The following is a 17,892-nucleotide window of genomic DNA, read 5'->3' as shown; positions in this document are numbered from 1 at the left end:
GCTGTCCCTCCGGAACTGATCTCCAGAGCCCGTTTTACTTCCCATAATCGTCCTTGTCGGAAGTCCCGTTTTTTTATGAATACCGTATACATTGTGCGTATATTATGAAGAAACGGGATAATATCTCCAATTTCCCAGGGCATCGGAATCCCGTTGTTTTTCGGCATGATCTGCCTGGAATTCCCCATAAAATTCCATAGGAAATCCCCCCATATCCTTGACAGACAAAGGGAAAAAAGTTATGATAAATATACTGGCGGTTTTTAGGGAAATCTCTGGGAGTAAGAGCGTAGGAGAAAGGAAAATGGACAATAATTCTACATACGAGCAGTATGAACAGGAAATCGATCTGAAGGATCTGATGTTTGCGGTGCTCCATAAATGGAGGCCGGTGATCCTTGTGGCAGTGGTCCTGGCGGTGGTCCTTGGCGGGGCCAAGGGTGCGATGACATACAGGCAGCAGAATGATCCTGAGGTCAGCAAGGAGACCAGGGAAAAATACCAGGAGGAGCTGGATCTCTACGAGAAGAATAAGGAGACGGCGGAGCGCGAGATCGAGAATCTGAAGACAGACATCGCGAACCAGCAGGAATACCTGGATAAATCCATCTGGATCAATATGAGCCCCTATGATGTATGTGAATCCAGGATCGATATGTATGTGACCACCGGATATGAGATCATGCCGGGAATGGTCTACCAGAACCAGGATTATACGGATACGATCCTCCAGGCGTACCAGGGTCTTCTGACCAGCAGCGCCGTGATGGAGGATGTGGCAAAGAGTGTGGGGACGGAGCCCAGATACTTAAAGGAACTGGTCAATGTGACCATCGGGACCAACGGCGGTCAGTTAAACCACCTTCTGACCATCAATGTGAAGCATAAGACCAAGAGCGATGCCAAGAAGGTCATGGACGAGATGCTGGATCACATGAACGAGCTCCACGGCCAGGTGGTGGCCGGTATCGGCGAGCATACGGTGAACACGGTCAACAGCAGCGTCAGTGCCATGGTGGATCTTACTCTGGCGGATACCCAGCGGGCGGAGACCGAACGGCTGACCAGCTTGAACAACAGCCTGGAGGAGAAGCAGAAGACTCTGGACGAGCTGGAGGAGCCCAAAGAAGCAGCCAGCTCCGCAATGGCAGCCTTAAAGAGCGGGATCAAGTATGCGGTCCTGGGCGGCGTTCTGGGCGGCTTTATGGTGGTGTTCTTTATCTGCGTGGCCTTCCTTATGAGCGATAAGCTTTATTCTGCCAAGGAGTTAAAGAACCGTTACCGCATTAAGATCCTGGGCACCATGCCCATCCGCCGGAAAAAGCCCATAGGTAAGATCGACGCATGGTTAAACCGGATGGAAGGCCGTGCGGTGGAAGGAAATGCGGATACAGGATACGGGCTGATCACCGCAAATATCCGGAACTATGCGGAAAACATGAAGACCATCCTGGTGACAGGAACCGCCGATGAGGCAGTCCTGTCCGAGGTGACAGACAGACTGGCGGCAGGACTTGCCGGGATCCATGTGATGGCCGGAGGAAATATGCTCCAGGATGCGGAAACCTTAAAGAAGCTGCCGGAGTGTGACGGAGTGGTTCTGGTGGAGCAGTGCATGGATGCGAAATACAGCACTGTTGCTATGGAGATCGAAAGAGTGACCGATCTGCAGAAGAGCGTGATCGGATGCGTTGTATTTGAATAAGTGATTGGAAGGAAGCCGGTTGTGCAGCTCTGTTATGAGGCGCGCAAACGGCTTCTTTTCGTTTTATGGGACGGGATCGTTTTTGAAGACATTCTGTATCAAATGGGGAGGATCAGAGATACTTTTATATATGGGGCCGCGGTCCATGAGCTGTCCGGAGGAGGAAATACCGGGGCGTGGGTCTGGCGTTCTGTCCATCATCCAGACGGCTATATTATCAAAATATAGATAATATACAAATTCGGGTAATCCTGGTTTAATAGAAACAAAGGAGGGGATGAACATGGTAAGTTACGAACGTTTATGGAAAACAATGGAGAAGAAGGGAATCAGCCAGTACCGGCTGATCAACCATTATAAGATCAGCGCCGGTCAGATCGGCCGGATGAAAAAGAATATGCATGTTTCCACCCATACCCTGGAGGTATTCTGCAATATTTTACAGTGTCCTGTGGAGGATATTGTAGAGGTGATCCTGGATCCCCAGGAACCAGACGGAAAGGAACCGTCCAATGCCGGAGGCAGGGCGGCTGGAAGGACCGCAGCCGGGGCCAGGGATGCCGAAAAAGCGGAGGGCGTCACCGGAGATAAGGCGCCTGGAAAGCCAGGATCCAGATCCGGAGTCCAGGGAACCGGAAAGGCCGCAGCAGCTACCAGAGATAACACGTCTGGAAAGCCGGCATCCAGGTCTGGAGTCCAGGGAACCGGAAAGGCCGCGGCAGCTACCAGAGATAATGCGTCTGGGAAACTGGCATCCAGGTCTGGAGTCCAGGGAGCCGGGAAGACCGCAGCAGTCACCGGAGAAAAGCCAGCCGGAAAGGCAGAAGACCGTACTGGCGGAAAAATGGCTGGGAAGACTCCGGCTGGTTCCAGAGAGGGAAACAAGTAGGTAAGGAGACTGCGGGATGGTCAGATATACGCGCCTGTGGGAGACCATGGAGAAAAGGGGGATGAGCCAGTATCGCCTGATCCGGTATCATGGGATCAGCGCGGGACAGATGCGCAGGCTGAAGCTGAACATGAACGTTTCCACCCAGACCATTGAGCGGCTCTGCCGGGCGCTGGAATGCCGGGTGGAGGATGTGATGGAGGTTGTGCTGGAAGATCCCGGGACAGAGGAGTAGAAGGCTCTGGACCCATGGACCGGCCTGCGGGACTTCCTTTTTTTGTTATTCCGGTGTATGATAGTAAAAAAACATCCGGGAGGTTTTTGTATGGAGTATTATGGTACGCTGGGGCCGGCCTGCGGCAGTGTGCAGACGTTAAAGGAGATGCTGGCAGCCGGGATGACCGGCGTGAGGCTCAATCTGTCCCATGGGGATCTGGAGGAAAATGGACATTGGATCCGTATGGTGCAGGAGGCCGGGAGGGAGCTTCATTCCCAGGTACAGATCCTCATGGACCTCCGGGGCCCGGAGCTGCGTCTGGGAAGGTTTAAGGAGGAGATCCAGGCAGAAGAGGGCAGCTGGCTGGTCCTTGGAGATGGAGGCCTTCCGGTTCCGGAGGAAGCACTGGCATATGTGTGTCCGGGAGACCGGATCCTCATTGACGATGGGAAGGTGGAGCTGGAGGCAGAAGCCGGAGCCGCACCATCCGCCGGCGGATGCCGGATCACGGCCCGGGTGGTCCGGGGCGGGCTCATAAAGTCCGGGAAGAGCCTGGCCATTGAGGGGAAAGCTGTTCCCATGCCCACGCTGACGGAAAGCGACCGGAAAAATATAAGGGCAGCCGTTTCCTATGGGATCACCGGGGTGATGCTGCCCTTTGTGCGGAATAAAGAGGATCTTCTGGCTTTGCGGGAGGCTCTTAAGGAGGCCGGGGCTGGAGAGATCCAGGTCTTTGCCAAGATCGAGAACATGCAGGGAGTGGAATCCATAAAGGAGCTGCTTCCGTACTGCGATCATGTGGTGATCGCCAGAGGGGACCTGGGAAACGCCATGCCTTTATGGAAGCTGCCCGGGGTCCAGAAGAGGCTGGCAAGAGAATGCCGGGAAGAAGGAAAGCCGTTCATGGTGGTGACCCAGATGCTGGATTCCATGCATGAACGGGCAGTCCCAACCAGGGCCGAGGTCCTGGATATATATAATGCGGTGCTGGACGGCGCCTCCTCCCTGATGCTCACAGGGGAAACGGCGGCGGGAAGCTATCCGGTCCAGGCGGTGGAATATCTGGTGAATACGGGCGAGGAAGCGCTGAGGGATATGGAGGAGGCCTAGTTCTGGGCCTCCTCCCACATTTTTACGGGCATTCCGTTGACTTCCACGTTGTTTTCCACGGCAATGACCAGGCAGCGCCGTCCCTCAATGAAACGGGTCTCCACCAGGTCCAGCCGGTCTGGGTTGACCTTGATGTCCACGTCCGGCGTTTTCACGGCAAATTTTCCGGTCCCTGTGATAGCCGGTACCAGAATGGACGTATCCTCTCCGGCAGCTTCCTTATAAACGGTATCGAAATGCTCCAGCTTCTCCGGCTCCACACCGCTTTTTTCCAGAAGGTCACGGACCTGGGGCTTTGTCAGGGCCAGGGGCTCCATGTCCTCCTTGTGCTCCTCCGCCAACTCGGTGAGGGTTTCATGGATCTGGCGGACAATGGTGTAGTCGCAGGAATCCCCCAGGGTATCGGAGAGGATCTCCTGGAACGCCTCCTTCTGGGATCGGAAGGAAATGGGCGACGGCGCGCCCAGGCAGGCGTCGATGAATTCGGTGTGCAGCTCCTCGGGATTTTTGGAAAAATACAGGAGGCTGTGGATGTCGGAGGAACGGTCGTTGAAGGCAGGGAACAGGAAGCCGGTCATGGGCGGCTGCACCCACCAGTCCCTGGGCCGTTCTTCGATGAGGTTGGTGGCCTCATTGTAGGAGAGCCCCGGCTCTGACAGCTTCACCGGGCAGATGCAGCAGAGGATATGGTGATAGACCTCCTCGGAGGCGTCGAACATCTCTTCATTGTCCAAAGCCTTTCCCGGAACATCGTAGGCGCTGTGGATCAGTATGATGTAATAGTTTTCGCCGTAGTCGTAGTTTTCAATGACTTTATTATAGAAGGAATCCACAGTTTCATCATCCGCCAGCTTTTCCTCCTTAAGCTTCATGAGCAGGGCATGGGCGCTGTCTTCACCCTCGTCGCGGATGGAATATTCCAGGTTGTGGAGATTTTTTCCGATCCCCCCGGAAAGGGTCTTTTTAAAGATCTCATAATATTTGAAGATCTCTTCCTCTGAGAGAGCAAAAAAGGCCTCTTTCAAAGTCGTTCTGATATTTTTTTCTGCGTCCACGTAGCAGCCGCAGATGCGGGTGATGGCGTTGTTGTCTTTTTTGAACTGTTTCTTTATTTCTGAAATTTCGCGTTTATTCATAATAATCTCCATTCTGCCGCCGGGCAGCGGCACGGCCAGTTATTTCTGCTCCGGTTCCCGGGTGCGGTCCGCAAGGGCCCGCAGGCCAAGGGTGTATACGTCGGCTCCCAGGCCGACGATGATGCCGGTGGCGATGGGGGAGATCACCGAATGGTGGCGGAACTCCTCCCTTTTATGTATATTGGACATGTGGAGCTCGATCAGCGGACACTCCAGCATCTCCAGGGCGTCGGAGATCCCATAGCTGTAATGGGTCCATGCTCCTGCGTTGATCATGACGCCGTCATAATGCTCGGTATAGGCCTCGTGGATCTTATCCACCATTTTTCCCTCGTCGTTGGTCTGGAAGCAGGTGACGGAAACGCCCAGCTCCCGGGCCAGCCTCTGTACGTTTTCGTTGATCTCATCTAAGGTGACGGTCCCATACTGTTCGGGATTTCTTTTCCCGAACATATTGTGGTTGACGCCGTGAAGCAGCATAAATTTTTTCATTTTCAGTACCTCCTGCCGGGATCTTCTGTGCCCGGCACCGAATATTTTACATGGGTTTCCGGCAGTTTGCAAGCGGCGCGGGAATAAATTTCTCCTGCGTGTGGGATGGATCTTTCATGTATAAGGGATAAAATCGTTCTGGATGGAGGAAACTATATGAGAGGATCCGGCAAAACGGAGGCTTCTGGAGCCGGGTCTGTTCCTATAAGAAAGAGAGGGATCGAAGATGAGCAGATTTTTACAATGTCCCGACTGTCACGGCATCGCCCTGGTGATCTATGGGGAAGAGGACGCGGGCTGCGGGACCTATGACAAGCTTCATGCCAACACCACGGACGCGGCCCTGGAAAAGCACCTTCCGGTGGTGGAGGTGAAAAAGGATGTGGTCCAGGCAAAGGTGGGAGCAGACGATCATCCCATGGACGAGGACCATTATATTACCTGGGTATATCTGGAGACCACCAGGGGAGGAAGCCTCCGGGTCTTAAAGCCCGGAGACCAGCCCCAGGTGGAATTTCGTCTGAGTGACGGAGAACGGCCCCTGGCGGTATATGAGTACTGTAACCGCCATGGGCTCTGGAAGGCGGAGCTGGCCCAGGAGTAGGAAAGCAGCCGTCTGCCGTTACAGGGCGATCAGGCTTTCGTCGTCCGGCACAAAGATGTTGCCGCCATAATATTTCTTCCCTTCGCTCTTATACAGCCGTTCGCGTCCGGCGACGTTGCTGTCTTCCGTATGCCACAGCACCAGATTGGGGATCTGCATGGCCTGGGCCAGTTCGCAGGCGTCCTTGACGGTGCTGTGGTGCTTTTCATAGGGCTTCCACAGATCCCGCTCCACATAAAGGCAGAAGGCCTCATGGAGCAGCCAGTCGCAGTCCCGTACATATTTTTCGCATACAGGGTTATAGGGCTCGTCTCCCAGGAAGGTCAGCTTTTTCCCATTATTTAAGGTGAGGCTGAAGCCAAACTGCCGGGCCTTGGTGGAGTGGATATCGAAAAAGGTCACGTCATAGCTTAAGATCTGCCGGTGATCCCCGTCCTTTAAGGGGTCCAGGTGGATCCGGCTGTCCAGAAAACGGAAATGCTTTTCCTGGATGGTCAGGCGGCACAGGGTGCGGATGGTATCCGCCAGGTCCTCGTGGCAGTAGATATAGGCGTCGCCCTGGTACTGGTCCTTTAACATCCCGGTGGCGATCATCCGGATCATCCATACGATGCCCAGGATGTGGTCCGTATGCTCATGGGTCACAAAAATGTGGTGGATCCGGTGGACAGGCACCTGCATATTGTCCAGGATCTTTAAGATCCCGTTTCCGCCGCCGGCGTCTACCATAAAATATTCGTCGCTGTCCCTAAGGGCAAAGCATGTATTATAAAGGTTGGTCACCGCCGCATTGCCGGTTCCAAAAACGTAAAGAAGCTCCCGGTCCATGAAAAAATCCCCTTTCTGGTCTGGTCTTTTAAATATGAATATGTTACTATAAAATGGAAGGAAAAGCAATCACCGGCGGAGGAAAAGTAGGAAAACAGGGGAAGTTTCAATGGGGCTCTGCCGGAAATGTGTTGTGGGAGGAATTGAATATGAGAGATTTGGCGTACCTTAGGCTGCTGGCCAGGGAATATCCCAATGTCCAGGCAGCGTCCAGCGAGATCATCAACCTGATGGCCATCCGCGGCCTTCCCAAGGGAACGGAATATTTTTTCAGTGACCTGCATGGGGAATATGAGGCCTTTGTCCATCTCCTTCGGAGCGCGTCCGGCATCATCCGGGAAAAGATCTCCGAGACCTTTGGCTATGTGATCTCCGACGAGGATGAGATCGCTCTGGCGAACCTGATCTACTACCCGGAGCGGGGGCTGCGGGCGGCGAAGCGGGAAAACCGGTTTACAGAGGACTGGCAGAGGATCACCATTTACCGCCTGGTATGCATCTGTAAAGAGGTGTCGTCCAAATACACCAGATCCAAGGTGCGTAAGAAAATGCCGCCGGCGTTCGCTTATATCATCGACGAGCTGATCCATGTGGATTACAGCGATGAAAATAAGAAGGTATACTACGATGAGATCATCCGCTCCATCATCGACAGCGAAATGGGCGCGGAGTTTATCGAGGCGCTGTGCAACCTGATCCAGAACCTGACCATCGACAATCTCCATATCATCGGCGATATCTTTGACCGGGGACCCAGAGCAGATATCATTATGGAAGAGCTGATGAAGTTCCACGATGTGGATATCCAGTGGGGCAACCATGATATTTCCTGGATGGGGGCGGCCACGGGCAACCTGGCCTGCATCTGCAACGTCCTGCGGATCGCCATCCGCTACAACTGCTTCGACCTTCTGGAGGACGGCTACGGAATCAACCTGCGTCCGTTGTCCATGTTTGCAGCCAGAGTCTACCGGGACGACGCCTGCGAGCACTTTATGCCGAAGATCCTGGATGAAAATATTTATGATGCAGTGGATCCTGGGCTGGCGGCCAAGATGCACAAGGCCATCGCTGTGATCCAGTTTAAGGTAGAGGGCCAGATCATCAAACGCCATCCGGAGTACAACATGGAGGACCGGCTCCATCTGACCCGGATCAATTTTGAGAAGGGGACCGTTACCATCAAGGGAAAGGAATATCCGCTGACGGATAAGAAGCTTCCCACGGTGGATCCCAAGGATCCCTTAAAGCTCACAAAGGAAGAGGAGGAGCTGATCCACAATCTGTGCATGTCCTTTAAGCACAGCGTAAACCTCCAGCGCCACATCCGCTTTGTGTACTCCCATGGGGCCATGTATAAGTGCTGCAACTCCAACCTTCTGTACCACGGCTGTATCCCTATGAAGGAAAATGGTGATTTCGATGAGATCAAATTCAACGGGATCATCTATTCCGGAAAGCGGATGCTAGACTATATCGAGGATGCCGTGAAGATGGCCTACTTCCTTCCGGATGACGACACATCCAAGGAATGGTATAAGGATCTGATGTGGTATTTATGGTGCGGACCCAAGTCTCCGGTCTACGGCAAGGATAATATGGCCACCTTTGAGGGTTATTTTGTGGCGGATAAGGCCGCGGCCAAAGAAAATATGAATCCGTACTATAAACTGAGTACAAAAGAGGAATTTTGTGATAAAATACTGAGGGAATTCGGGCTTCCGGTGGAGGGCTCCCACATTATCAACGGCCACGTGCCGGTGAAGCTGAAGGATGGGGAGAGCCCCATAAAGGGCAACGGAAAGCTGTTCGTCATCGACGGCGGCCTTGCCAAGTCCTACCAGCCAAAGACAGGGATCGCCGGCTATACGCTGATCTTCAATTCCCGTCATCTGGCCCTGGCGGAGCACAAGCCCTTTGATCCGAAGCATGAGAACACCCCCAAGGTGACCATCGTTGAAAAAATGAAAAAGCGGATCATGGTGGCGGATACAGATACCGGAAGAGAGCTGGCCGCCAAGATCGAGGACCTGAAGGAGCTGATGGCGGCGTACCGCGGCGGTATCCTGAAGGAAAAATTAGGGTAAGCAGAATCAATCAAACATCAAGGAGAACTGAATGAGCAGGGAAGAATTTTTAGCAGGACTGGAGGAAGCGCTGGCTGGTGAGGTACCGGCCTCCGTGATCCGGGAAAATTTAAATTATTACAATTCTTACATTTCCCAGGAGATGGCAAAGGGCCGTACTGTGGATGAGATCGTGGATGAGATCGGGGAGCCAAGGATCGTGGCCAGGACCATCATCGATTCCAGTGAGGCGGCAGGAGAGGCCATGGGAGACGGATACGGAGCCTTTGAGGACGCCGGCAGCACATATGAAAGCCAGTCGGAGACCTCCTCGCACGTCCACTACTTTGACCTGAGCAAATGGTACTGGAAGCTGCTTTTAATGCTGGCAGTCTTTGTTGTATTCTCTGCGGTATTCAGGCTCCTGGGGGGCATCTTCGCACTGCTGGTACGGTTTGCCGGACCGGTGCTGATGCTCCTGCTGGTGTGGTGGTTTATTAAGAGCCTGAGAAGGTAGACGGGAAAATATTAAAAAATTATTAAGTCCGGCAGATCGGTTGACAAAAACATGTTTTGGAAATATAATCATTTTCGTAACAAGTTTTAACAAATTTGTAATAAACGAAAAAGAAAAAGTAATGATTGGGGATTATATGACAAACAGGATTTTGAAGACCGCCGGACTTTTTTGTTTCTGTACACTGATGGCAGCGGCAGCGCCGGAAAGGGCCATGGCCGACCAGGAGGCCCCCAGACCTCTGCTTCATGCGGTGGATGGCCCGGAGGAGCCGGAGATCATCATTGCCGGACGGAAGGATACGGAGGACCAGGCCGGAGCTTCCATGCTGATCCAGGTGGAAGACGAGAACACAGAGGTGTACTCGGAGCCGGATACAGAGTCCCAGGTGGTGGGACAGGCTGAGGCCGGGGATACATACGACGTACTGGAAATGGTAGACGGTCAGTGGGCAAAGATCTCCACCGGAGAATTCGAGGGCTATCTGAACACTGCGGCAGCAGAGGATGAGGAAGAGACCCTGGAGGACGCTCCGGAGGAAGCCCCGGTGGTTCCTGTGGAGACTGCGGAGGAGACCGCAGCCCGTGTTTCTGCAGAACGACGCCAGGCTGTTGTGGAATACGGTCTTCAGTTTGTGGGAAACCGCTATGTATACGGCGGGACCAATCCCAATAAAGGAGCAGACTGCTCCGGATTCACCTCTTATGTACTGCGCCATTCAGCCGGTGTGGAGCTTCCCCACTCCTCCAGATCCCAGGCTGTCCAGGGCCGTGAGATCAGCGCAGCAGAGATCCGTCCGGGCGATCTGGTATTCTATGCCAGCGGAAAGCGCATCAACCATGTGGCCCTGTATATCGGCAACGGCCAGGTGGTACATGCCTCCAACGAGAGGACAGGCATCTGCGTTTCCGAATGGACCTACCGGAATCCGGCAAAGATCGTCAACGTCCTCGGTGATTAATGAAAATTTCCCAGCCTTCCGGGCAGATGGATAAAGGATAAAAGGATATAGAAACAGCCCGCAGATGTGAGTGTCTGCGGGCTGTTTTGCTGTGGCGGGGCTCACGGGATCCTGGCGCTGCCGGGATGGCCATGAGAGCTCCGCACAGCCTGTTTTATGATTGATGCTGGCGGCGGACCAGCCGGAATACGCCGGCCTGCTCCAGGGTCTTGGCCACCAGGACGAAGATCAGGGAGTCCACCGGCCACTGGATCAGGTTTTTCACGGCCCGGGCGGGAAGAAGGGCCAGATAGCCCTTTCCATTGATCATAGAAAGCCACAGGGTGCCTAAGAGGATGTTGCAGAGAACTGCGACCACCAGCTTGGCAGCCAGCATACGTTTAAGGCTCAGGGGCTTCTTATAAAGGAAGAGACCGTAAATAAAGGCAGCCAGCATGGCGTTGAAGGTGAAGCCAGGCATAAAGCCGCCGTCGGGCTTCAGCATGAATTTGATGATGTCCATGCCGCCGCCGAACAGGCTTCCCACCACAGGGCCGAACAGATAATCCACCAGCTCGTTGGGCAGGGCGCCAAAGCCGATCTTTAAATTGGGAGTTACGCGGATGGTGGCGAGCTGGTTTAAGACAATGGACATGGCGCCAAACATAGCGCAGGTGGTGATGGTGCTTACGTGTTTGAATTCATGGTAGGAATCAGAAATCAAAGCAAGTAGTTTCTTCATAAAAAAATACCTCCTTTGCAGAATTCTGACCGCAGCAGGAGATATGGGATCCTTATCTTCTGGTGCAGCGGGATGCGATAGATGCACCGCGGGCATAGCCCTTCGTCCCGCCGGCAACTCCCCGTCCGGCATGGCACTTGACGCGCATTTATCTACTCTGCATAATTATTTTCCGGACGTTTGTCCTGTTCTCATCTTATCATATCTTTTCACGAAATGGAAGGGGAAACCGGGGGATATTTTGGCAATTTTCCGGTCTGTACATTTAAAAAAACTGGTTTTATAATAGGGAATTATTTAAAAAATGACGTGAGGAACGATACGGACGAGGAGGATACGTATGAGCAGAGAAAGCGGAAAGGATCTGACATCGGGATCGCCGTTTGGGCTGATCCTGGGCTTTGCCCTCCCCATGCTTCTGGGGCTTTTATTTCAGCAGTTTTACAACATGGTGGATACCATGGTGGTGGGCCAGTGCCTGGGGGTCACGTCCCTGGCGGCCGTGGGCTCCACCGGCTCCATCAATTTCATGATCAACGGCTTCTGCATCGGTGCGGCCACAGGCTTTGCCATCCCGGTGGCCCAGAAATTCGGAGCCGGAGACTACAAGGGAATGCGGAAGTTCGTGGCCAACGCCGGATATCTGGCGGCAGTGTTTGCGGTGGTGATGACGGCGGCTGTGGGCGTCCTCTGCATGGACATCCTCCGCTGGATGAACACGCCGGAGGACATTATCCAGGGGGCTTATGATTACATATTTGTGATCTTCATGGGAATTCCCGTTACCTATATGTATAATCTCCTGGCCGGGATCATCCGGAGCCTGGGCGACAGTAAGACGCCGGTGTATTTCCTTCTTCTGTCCTCGGTGTTAAACATCGGCCTGGACTTTTTCACGATCCTGGTGCTCCATATGGGCGTAGGCGGTCCGGCCCTGGCCACGGTGGTCTCCCAGGGGATCTCTGCCGTTCTGTGTCTGGCATACATGATCCATAAATTCCCGGTCCTCAGGATGGAGGGAGACGAAAAAAAGCCCGACAGAGACATGATCCGGGTGCTCTGTGCCATGGGCATCCCCATGGGGCTCCAGTATTCCATCACGGCCATCGGCAGCGTGATCTTACAGGCTGCCGTCAATTCCCTGGGCTCCATGGCTGTGGCCGCCGTATCCACCGGCAGCAAGATCAGCATGTTTTTCTGTACGCCCTTTGATGCCCTGGGCGGAACCATGGCCACCTGGGCCGGCCAGAACGTGGGGGCGAAAAAGCTGGACCGGGTGCGGGAAGGCGTGCGGAAGGCCAGTCTTATGGGCTTTGCCTATTCGGCGGCGGCCTTTGCGGCGCTGTTTTTTTGCGGCCGGTATCTGGCCCTGCTTTTCGTGGATTCATCGGAAACGGAGCTGATCCGGCAGATCTCCACCTTCCTGATCTGCAACAGTATGTTTTATATTCCCCTGACCCTGGTGAATGTGGTGCGGTTCGCCATCCAGGGCATGGGATTCAGTACCTTTGCCATTCTGGCTGGGGTCTGTGAGATGGCCGCCAGGGCCTTTGTGGGCTTCTGCCTGGTGCCGGTGTTCGGCTTCCTTCCGGCCTGCTTTGCCAGCCCACTGGCCTGGATCTGCGCGGATCTGTTCCTTGTGCCGGCCTTTGGCCAGTGCTTAAAAAAATTAAAACGAACATTCGGCGAATAGTTTTCTGCGGATGAGCCATACTATGGGTGTAGTCAACTGAATCCCATTAGGAGGTATTTCAAATGTCAAGAAACAGCTATGATATGGACGACAGCACAAGAAATGAAAACGCAGGAAACAACAGCCAGAACAGAAGCCAGAATAACAGCCAGAACAATGGCCAGAACAGAAGCCAGAATAACAGTCAGAACAAAAGCCAGAACAGCAGCAGAAATTCCGGCAGAAACAGCAGCCAGGACTGCAAAAATTACGACTGATGGCATGACGGCATGAAAAGTCATGAAAAAAGCGGCGGCGGGAGCGATCCTTCCGCCGTTTTTTCTGTCCGGATCCCATAGGGGCTTTTATGGGGATGGAACATGTCCGGCGGGACGGGCGTATACTGATCATAAGAAGGTACAGGCCGGAGGCGCGTATGTTTCAGAATATTTCCGCAGACAGGCTGGAAACGCTGCTGGACCAGGGCAGGGATTTTACCCTGGCGGATGTGCGGGAGCCGGAGGAATACAGGGAGGGGCATCTGGCGGGAGCTGTGAACCTGCCGGTGCAGCAGATTTTAAAAATAACAGAACAATCTGGTTTTTTTGAAGATCCAGAAAAATTTCTGGGTATTTCCAGGAAACGGCCGGTGATCGTTTACTGTTCCCACGGCGGCCGGGGGATGCAGGCGGCCAGGCTCCTTTCGGGGGCCGGATACCAGGCGGTCAATGTTTACGGAGGGCTTTCCTGCTACCGGGGCCGCCATCTGACAGACGGTCCCGGGGGGACGCGGTGACCCCGCCGGTCCCAAAGACGTGATGCCGTGGCCGGGCCGGCCCCCGCCGCAGGGCAGAAAGCATTTGACAGAGGCCAGGAAAGCCCTTAAAATGGAGAAAAGTATAAACCAACAGAGTTGAGCAGTTAGGAAGGTACCGAATGGAAAGATTTGAATTGATCGCCCCCTGCCATTTCGGGCTGGAGGCAGTTATGAAGCGGGAGATCCTGGACCTGGGCTATGAGGTGAGCCAGGTGGAGGATGGCCGTGTTACATTTATCGGAGACGCAGAGGCCGTCTGCCGCGCCAATATATTTTTACGGACCACGGAGCGGATCCTTTTAAAGGTAGGGAGCTTTAAGGCGGAGACCTTTGAGGAGCTGTTCCAGGGCACCCGGGCCATCCCCTGGGAGCAGTATATCCCCCGGGATGGAAAATTCTGGGTGGCCAAGGCGTCCTCCATTAAGAGCAGGCTGTTCAGCCCGTCAGATATCCAGTCCATCATGAAAAAGGCCATGGTGGAGCGGATGAAGGGGGCCTACGGTATCACCTGGTTCCCTGAGGATGGGGCCAGCTATCCTCTGCGGGTGTTCCTTTATAAGGATGTGGTGACTGTGGCCATGGATACCTCCGGCGATTCCCTGCACAAGCGGGGGTACCGGACTCTGACCAGTAAAGCCCCCATTACGGAGACGCTGGCGGCGGCCCTGCTCATGCTGACCCCGTGGAAGCCGGACCGGATCCTGGTGGATCCCTTCTGCGGCAGCGGCACCTTTCCCATTGAGGCGGCCATGATGGCGGCCAATATGGCGCCTGGCATGAACCGGGAATTCCTGGCAGAAGAGTGGAAGAACCTGATCCCAAAGAAGTGCTGGTATGAGGCCATGGACGAGGCCAATGATCTGGTGAAGGACGATATTTCTGTGGATATCCAGGGCTATGACATCGACGGGGAGATCGTCCGGGCGGCCAGGGCCAATGCGGCGGCAGCCGGAGTGGACCATCTGATCCATTTCCAGCAGAGGCCGGTGAGCCAGCTGAGCCATCCGAAGAAATACGGCTTCCTTATTACAAACCCGCCCTACGGGGAACGGATCGAGGATAAGAAGAACCTGCCGGAGCTTTATAAGACCATCGGCGAGCGGTTTGCGGCCCTGGATTCCTGGTCCGCCTATATCATCACAGCCTATGAGGATACGGAGCGGTATTTCGGCCGGAAGGCGGATAAGAACCGAAAGATCTATAATGGTATGATGAAAACGTATTTTTACCAGTTCATGGGTCCCAAGCCCCCGTCCAGAAATCCGGGAAGGCAGAACGGGTAAAGATCAGAGGCTCCGGTTTGTGAGGAAAGAGGTGGGAAGAATGAGACGCGGGAAGGCGGTTCTGGCCCTGGGGGTCCTGGCCGGGGCAGCGGCCCTTGGACTGGGCGGATCCATGGCCGCAAAACGGCAGCCGCTCCCCCTTCCGGCCCGGTACGATCTGCGGGAGGACGGCGCCGGGCCATGGATCCGGGATCAGGGGGACCAGAACACCTGCTGGGCGTTTGCGTCGGTAACGGCCCTGGAGACTTCCATGAAGGAGGAAGAACGGATCCCGTTATCAGCGGACCACATGATCCATAAAAACAGCGCCGGGCTCGCAGCGGCGGCCGGCGGAGATTATTCCCTTTCCTGGGCTTACCTTTTAAGCTGGCAGGGGCCGGCAGCGGAGGCCGATGATCCTTACGGGGACCATGTTTCCCCGGAGGGGCTTTCTCCGGTGTGCCATGTCCAGACGGTGAAGCTTCTGGGAGAAAAGGACTATGACGCCATCAAGCGTGCCGTTTATGAGACGGGAGGCGTTCAGAGCTCCCTGTATCTGCCGGAGCAAGGCGGAAGAGACCGGAGCGCATATTTTTATGACGGAGCCCACGAGGCCAATCACGATGTGGTGATCGTGGGATGGGATGATTCCTTTCCCAGGGAGGCTTTTTCCCCGCAGCCGGAAGGAGACGGGGCCTTTCTCTGCGCCAATAGCTGGGGAGAGGGCTTTGGGGAGCAGGGATTTTTTTATGTTTCCTATGAAGATACCCAGATCGGCCGCCACAACATTTCTTATGCCGGTGTGGAGAGTGCGGAGAATTACAGCCATATCTTCCAGACGGATCTGTGCGGCTGGACCGGCCAGCTGGGCTATGGGAAGGAAGAGGCGTGGTGCGCCAACGTGTATGAGGCAGAAGAAAAAGGAACCGTGGAGGCCGCCGGATTTTATGCCATGGTCCCGGATACGGAGTATGCGCTGTATGGCGCGGCAGTTCCCGGGGACATGGAGCCTCGAGAGATCCTTTCCGGGCTGGGAGGGGATCGGATGCCCCTGCTGGCGTCCGGCCGGCTTGGGGAGGCCGGGTTTTATACGATCCCCTTTGAAGCGCCGGTGGAGGTAAAGGCAGGAAGCCGGTTTGCCGTGGCGCTGTGGATCCGGTCACCGGGAACGGAGCAGCCGGTGGCCATTGAATATAACGGCGGAGGCCGGTGGGGAAATGTTGACATTACCGACGGGGAAGGGTATATTAGTCCTGATGGGACACAATGGATGCGGGCAGAGGAAAGGGAGGCCTGCAACGTGTGTCTGAAGACGTATGGGAACGGAGCATGACCGGAGCCATGGAACAAAGTAAAGGCAGGAGAGCTATGGAACACAGAATCATATTTGCAACTTCCAATCAGGGAAAAATGCGGGAGATCCGCGAAATCTTAAAAGGCCTGGGGACGGAGATCCTTTCCATGAGGGAGGCCGGCATCCAGGCGGACATTGTGGAGGACGGGGATACCTTTGAGGCCAATGCGGTCATAAAGGCAAAGGCAGTCTGGGAGGAGGCCGGCGGCATTGTCCTGGCCGACGATTCGGGCCTGGAGGTGGACGCCCTGGGCGGAGAGCCGGGCGTATATTCTGCCAGATATATGGGAGAAAAGACCTCCTATGAGATCAAAAACTGGAACCTGATCCATCGTCTGGCAGAGGTTCCGGAGGAAAAAAGGACCGCCAGGTTCGTATGTGTCATTGCGGCGGCGCTGCCGGACGGCAGGGTCCTTACGACCCGCGGGACCATGGAAGGCCGCATCGCCTATGAACCAGCCGGGGCAGGCGGTTTCGGATATGATCCGATCTTAATGCTGCCGGAATACGGAAAAACGTCGGCAGAGATCACCATGGAAGAGAAAAACGCCATCAGCCACCGGGGAAAGGCTCTCCGGGCCATGAAGGAGCTGCTGGAAAAGGAATTTGCGGAGCAGAGGTCATGAGCGGTATGAGGATTCTGATCGTCAGCGATACGCACCGGAGAGATGGGAATTTCAGGCGGGTGCTGGAAAAGACCGGGCCCATCGATATGCTGATCCATCTGGGAGACACCGAGGGCAGTGAGTCATATTTCAGAGAGTGGGTCGATAATGATGTCTGCGTGATCCATGTGGTCCGGGGAAACAACGATTTCTTTTCCTTCTGTGACCGGGAAAAGGAGATCTCCATCGGGAGATACCGGGCGCTCCTGACCCATGGACATATGTACGGCGTATCCCTGGGGACCGAGGGGATCAAGGATGAAGCCAGGGCAAGGAAGGTGGATATCGTCATGTACGGCCATACCCACAAGCCGCATCTGGAATACTGCCGGGACGGCCTGGTGGTCCTGAATCCTGGAAGCCTTTCCTACCCGCGTCAGGAGGGAAGGAAGCCGTCCTATATGCTCATGGAGCTGGACCGCCAGGGAGAGGCCCATTTTACCATCTGTTATCTGGAGGATGAGGACCGGAACCAGGAGCTGGAGCAGATGGGGATCTGGGGATAAGCGTTTTCGAAGAAATATAAAAATCTCCTAAAAAAATTCATGAAAAACAGTTGACAAAAACGGTTTCATCAGCTATAATATCACTTGCGTTCCGAGAGCGTAAGGCAAACGAAAGGGCGTCTTAAAAGCGGGGTGTGGCTCAGCTTGGCTAGAGCGCCTGGTTTGGGACCAGGAGGTCGCAGGTTCGAATCCTGTCACCCCGATGGTTTTCCAAAGTCTTTCAACGGTTCGCAAGAGAATATGCGGGTGTAGTTCAATGGTAGAACACCAGCCTTCCAAGCTGGATACGTGGGTTCGATTCCCATCACCCGCTTGATGAGTCTGTAGCTCAGCTGGATAGAGCAACGGCCTTCTAAGCCGTGGGTCGGGG

At 54.6% G+C, this 17,892-nt stretch carries 19 protein-coding genes, 2 tRNA genes and 1 riboswitch; of the genes, 17 read left to right on the top strand and 4 right to left on the bottom strand.

The window, feature by feature from the left end; genetic code table 11:
* Positions 1-304 precede the first annotated feature (304 nt).
* The 4 genes from WIH05_RS12865 (at position 305) to pyk (ending at position 3,921) form a co-directional block, all read left to right on the top strand.
* A complete protein-coding gene (locus WIH05_RS12865; RefSeq protein ID WP_022273501.1) occupies positions 305-1,705 on the top strand; it encodes a hypothetical protein in 1,401 nt (466 codons plus the stop codon).
* A gap of 283 nt (positions 1,706-1,988) precedes the next feature.
* Positions 1,989-2,594, top strand: a complete 606-nt coding sequence (locus WIH05_RS12860) for a helix-turn-helix transcriptional regulator (RefSeq protein ID WP_022273502.1) — start codon at positions 1,989-1,991, stop codon at positions 2,592-2,594.
* Positions 2,595-2,610: 16 nt separating this feature from the next.
* Positions 2,611-2,829 (top strand): helix-turn-helix transcriptional regulator, encoded by a 219-nt coding sequence (locus WIH05_RS12855; protein WP_022273503.1) that lies wholly within the window; start codon positions 2,611-2,613, stop codon positions 2,827-2,829.
* A gap of 90 nt (positions 2,830-2,919) precedes the next feature.
* Positions 2,920-3,921 (top strand): pyruvate kinase, encoded by a 1,002-nt coding sequence (gene pyk, locus WIH05_RS12850; RefSeq protein WP_337425472.1) that lies wholly within the window; start codon positions 2,920-2,922, stop codon positions 3,919-3,921.
* Here the strand turns inward: pyk and WIH05_RS12845 are convergent.
* The gene (locus WIH05_RS12845) at positions 3,918-5,057 is read right to left on the bottom strand and encodes a DUF4317 domain-containing protein (protein WP_022273504.1); all 1,140 of its coding nucleotides are present in this window, start codon (positions 5,055-5,057) and stop codon (positions 3,918-3,920) included. The two genes, pyk and WIH05_RS12845, sit on opposite strands and share 4 nt — an antisense overlap.
* A 39-nt stretch (positions 5,058-5,096) precedes the next feature.
* Positions 5,097-5,549 (bottom strand): type II 3-dehydroquinate dehydratase, encoded by a 453-nt coding sequence (aroQ, locus tag WIH05_RS12840; RefSeq protein WP_022273505.1) that lies wholly within the window; start codon positions 5,547-5,549, stop codon positions 5,097-5,099.
* Between the two features lie 226 nt (positions 5,550-5,775).
* Between aroQ and WIH05_RS12835 the strand changes: the two genes are divergently transcribed.
* Positions 5,776-6,153 (top strand): desulfoferrodoxin family protein, encoded by a 378-nt coding sequence (locus WIH05_RS12835; protein WP_022273506.1) that lies wholly within the window; start codon positions 5,776-5,778, stop codon positions 6,151-6,153.
* Between the two features lie 18 nt (positions 6,154-6,171).
* Here WIH05_RS12835 and WIH05_RS12830 read toward each other — a convergent pair whose 3' ends face one another.
* The gene (locus tag WIH05_RS12830) at positions 6,172-6,981 is read right to left on the bottom strand and encodes an MBL fold metallo-hydrolase (RefSeq protein ID WP_022273507.1); all 810 of its coding nucleotides are present in this window, start codon (positions 6,979-6,981) and stop codon (positions 6,172-6,174) included.
* Positions 6,982-7,130: 149 nt separating this feature from the next.
* Here WIH05_RS12830 and WIH05_RS12825 point away from each other — a divergent pair, with 149 nt between their 5' ends.
* The 3 genes from WIH05_RS12825 (at position 7,131) to WIH05_RS12815 (ending at position 10,525) form a co-directional block, all read left to right on the top strand.
* Entirely contained in the window at positions 7,131-9,068 is a 1,938-nt protein-coding gene (locus WIH05_RS12825; protein ID WP_022273508.1) for a fructose-bisphosphatase class III, read from the top strand.
* A gap of 31 nt (positions 9,069-9,099) precedes the next feature.
* Entirely contained in the window at positions 9,100-9,564 is a 465-nt protein-coding gene (locus WIH05_RS12820; protein WP_022273509.1) for a DUF1700 domain-containing protein, read from the top strand.
* A gap of 136 nt (positions 9,565-9,700) precedes the next feature.
* Positions 9,701-10,525, top strand: coding sequence for a C40 family peptidase (locus tag WIH05_RS12815; protein ID WP_022273510.1), 825 nt, complete (start codon positions 9,701-9,703; stop codon positions 10,523-10,525).
* A 154-nt stretch (positions 10,526-10,679) separates the two neighbouring features.
* Here the strand turns inward: WIH05_RS12815 and WIH05_RS12810 are convergent, their stop codons facing one another.
* The gene (locus WIH05_RS12810; protein ID WP_022273511.1) at positions 10,680-11,246 is read right to left on the bottom strand and encodes a folate family ECF transporter S component; all 567 of its coding nucleotides are present in this window, start codon (positions 11,244-11,246) and stop codon (positions 10,680-10,682) included.
* A 63-nt stretch (positions 11,247-11,309) separates the two neighbouring features.
* A riboswitch (THF riboswitch) is annotated at positions 11,310-11,408 on the bottom strand.
* A 178-nt stretch (positions 11,409-11,586) separates the two neighbouring features.
* Between WIH05_RS12810 and WIH05_RS12805 the strand changes: the two genes are divergently transcribed.
* From WIH05_RS12805 to WIH05_RS12765, 9 genes are all read left to right on the top strand, one after another.
* Complete coding sequence (locus tag WIH05_RS12805; RefSeq protein WP_022273512.1) at positions 11,587-12,939, top strand: MATE family efflux transporter; 1,353 nt, start codon at positions 11,587-11,589, stop codon at positions 12,937-12,939.
* A 62-nt stretch (positions 12,940-13,001) separates the two neighbouring features.
* Positions 13,002-13,196 (top strand): hypothetical protein, encoded by a 195-nt coding sequence (locus WIH05_RS12800; RefSeq protein WP_022273513.1) that lies wholly within the window; start codon positions 13,002-13,004, stop codon positions 13,194-13,196.
* A 158-nt stretch (positions 13,197-13,354) separates the two neighbouring features.
* The gene (locus tag WIH05_RS12795) at positions 13,355-13,714 is read left to right on the top strand and encodes a rhodanese-like domain-containing protein (RefSeq protein ID WP_022273514.1); all 360 of its coding nucleotides are present in this window, start codon (positions 13,355-13,357) and stop codon (positions 13,712-13,714) included.
* 140 nt (positions 13,715-13,854) lie between these two features.
* Positions 13,855-15,018: a class I SAM-dependent RNA methyltransferase gene (locus tag WIH05_RS12790; protein ID WP_022273515.1), complete on the top strand. Its 1,164-nt coding sequence runs from the start codon at positions 13,855-13,857 to the stop codon at positions 15,016-15,018.
* A 40-nt stretch (positions 15,019-15,058) separates the two neighbouring features.
* Positions 15,059-16,330, top strand: coding sequence for a lectin like domain-containing protein (locus WIH05_RS12785; protein ID WP_337425471.1), 1,272 nt, complete (start codon positions 15,059-15,061; stop codon positions 16,328-16,330).
* Between the two features lie 35 nt (positions 16,331-16,365).
* Positions 16,366-16,977, top strand: a complete 612-nt coding sequence (locus WIH05_RS12780; protein ID WP_022272139.1) for an XTP/dITP diphosphatase — start codon at positions 16,366-16,368, stop codon at positions 16,975-16,977.
* A 5-nt stretch (positions 16,978-16,982) separates the two neighbouring features.
* Entirely contained in the window at positions 16,983-17,522 is a 540-nt protein-coding gene (locus tag WIH05_RS12775) for a metallophosphoesterase (protein WP_215654838.1), read from the top strand.
* Positions 17,523-17,650: 128 nt separating this feature from the next.
* Positions 17,651-17,725, top strand: a tRNA-Pro gene (locus WIH05_RS12770).
* A 39-nt stretch (positions 17,726-17,764) separates the two neighbouring features.
* Positions 17,765-17,835 (top strand) — tRNA-Gly (locus tag WIH05_RS12765).
* Positions 17,836-17,892: the final 57 nt, after the last annotated feature.

It is taken from the genome of Alitiscatomonas sp. (assembly GCF_037242085.1).
GTDB classification, from domain to species: Bacteria; Bacillota; Clostridia; order Lachnospirales; family Lachnospiraceae; genus Alitiscatomonas; species Alitiscatomonas aceti.
Note: the sequence above shows the minus strand (reverse complement) of the source record. Positions and strands in the feature narration are given on the sequence as shown.

Bases quoted from the DNA above. Each gene is read 5' to 3' on its own strand.
- WIH05_RS12775 (WP_215654838.1), top strand. From the start codon at position 16,983: ATGAGGATTCTGATCGTCAGCGATACGCACCGGAGAGATGGGAATTTC.
- WIH05_RS12825 (WP_022273508.1), top strand. From the start codon at position 7,131: ATGAGAGATTTGGCGTACCTTAGGCTGCTGGCCAGGGAATATCCCAAT.
- WIH05_RS12865 (WP_022273501.1), top strand. From the start codon at position 305: ATGGACAATAATTCTACATACGAGCAGTATGAACAGGAAATCGATCTG.
- WIH05_RS12855 (WP_022273503.1), top strand. From the start codon at position 2,611: ATGGTCAGATATACGCGCCTGTGGGAGACCATGGAGAAAAGGGGGATG.
- WIH05_RS12810 (WP_022273511.1), bottom strand. From the start codon at position 11,246: ATGAAGAAACTACTTGCTTTGATTTCTGATTCCTACCATGAATTCAAA.
- WIH05_RS12805 (WP_022273512.1), top strand. From the start codon at position 11,587: ATGAGCAGAGAAAGCGGAAAGGATCTGACATCGGGATCGCCGTTTGGG.
- pyk (WP_337425472.1), top strand. From the start codon at position 2,920: ATGGAGTATTATGGTACGCTGGGGCCGGCCTGCGGCAGTGTGCAGACG.
- WIH05_RS12815 (WP_022273510.1), top strand. From the start codon at position 9,701: ATGACAAACAGGATTTTGAAGACCGCCGGACTTTTTTGTTTCTGTACA.
- WIH05_RS12830 (WP_022273507.1), bottom strand. From the start codon at position 6,981: ATGGACCGGGAGCTTCTTTACGTTTTTGGAACCGGCAATGCGGCGGTG.
- WIH05_RS12780 (WP_022272139.1), top strand. From the start codon at position 16,366: ATGGAACACAGAATCATATTTGCAACTTCCAATCAGGGAAAAATGCGG.
- WIH05_RS12835 (WP_022273506.1), top strand. From the start codon at position 5,776: ATGAGCAGATTTTTACAATGTCCCGACTGTCACGGCATCGCCCTGGTG.
- aroQ (WP_022273505.1), bottom strand. From the start codon at position 5,549: ATGAAAAAATTTATGCTGCTTCACGGCGTCAACCACAATATGTTCGGG.
- WIH05_RS12845 (WP_022273504.1), bottom strand. From the start codon at position 5,057: ATGAATAAACGCGAAATTTCAGAAATAAAGAAACAGTTCAAAAAAGAC.
- WIH05_RS12860 (WP_022273502.1), top strand. From the start codon at position 1,989: ATGGTAAGTTACGAACGTTTATGGAAAACAATGGAGAAGAAGGGAATC.
- WIH05_RS12800 (WP_022273513.1), top strand. From the start codon at position 13,002: ATGTCAAGAAACAGCTATGATATGGACGACAGCACAAGAAATGAAAAC.
- WIH05_RS12785 (WP_337425471.1), top strand. From the start codon at position 15,059: ATGAGACGCGGGAAGGCGGTTCTGGCCCTGGGGGTCCTGGCCGGGGCA.
- WIH05_RS12820 (WP_022273509.1), top strand. From the start codon at position 9,100: ATGAGCAGGGAAGAATTTTTAGCAGGACTGGAGGAAGCGCTGGCTGGT.
- WIH05_RS12790 (WP_022273515.1), top strand. From the start codon at position 13,855: ATGGAAAGATTTGAATTGATCGCCCCCTGCCATTTCGGGCTGGAGGCA.
- WIH05_RS12795 (WP_022273514.1), top strand. From the start codon at position 13,355: ATGTTTCAGAATATTTCCGCAGACAGGCTGGAAACGCTGCTGGACCAG.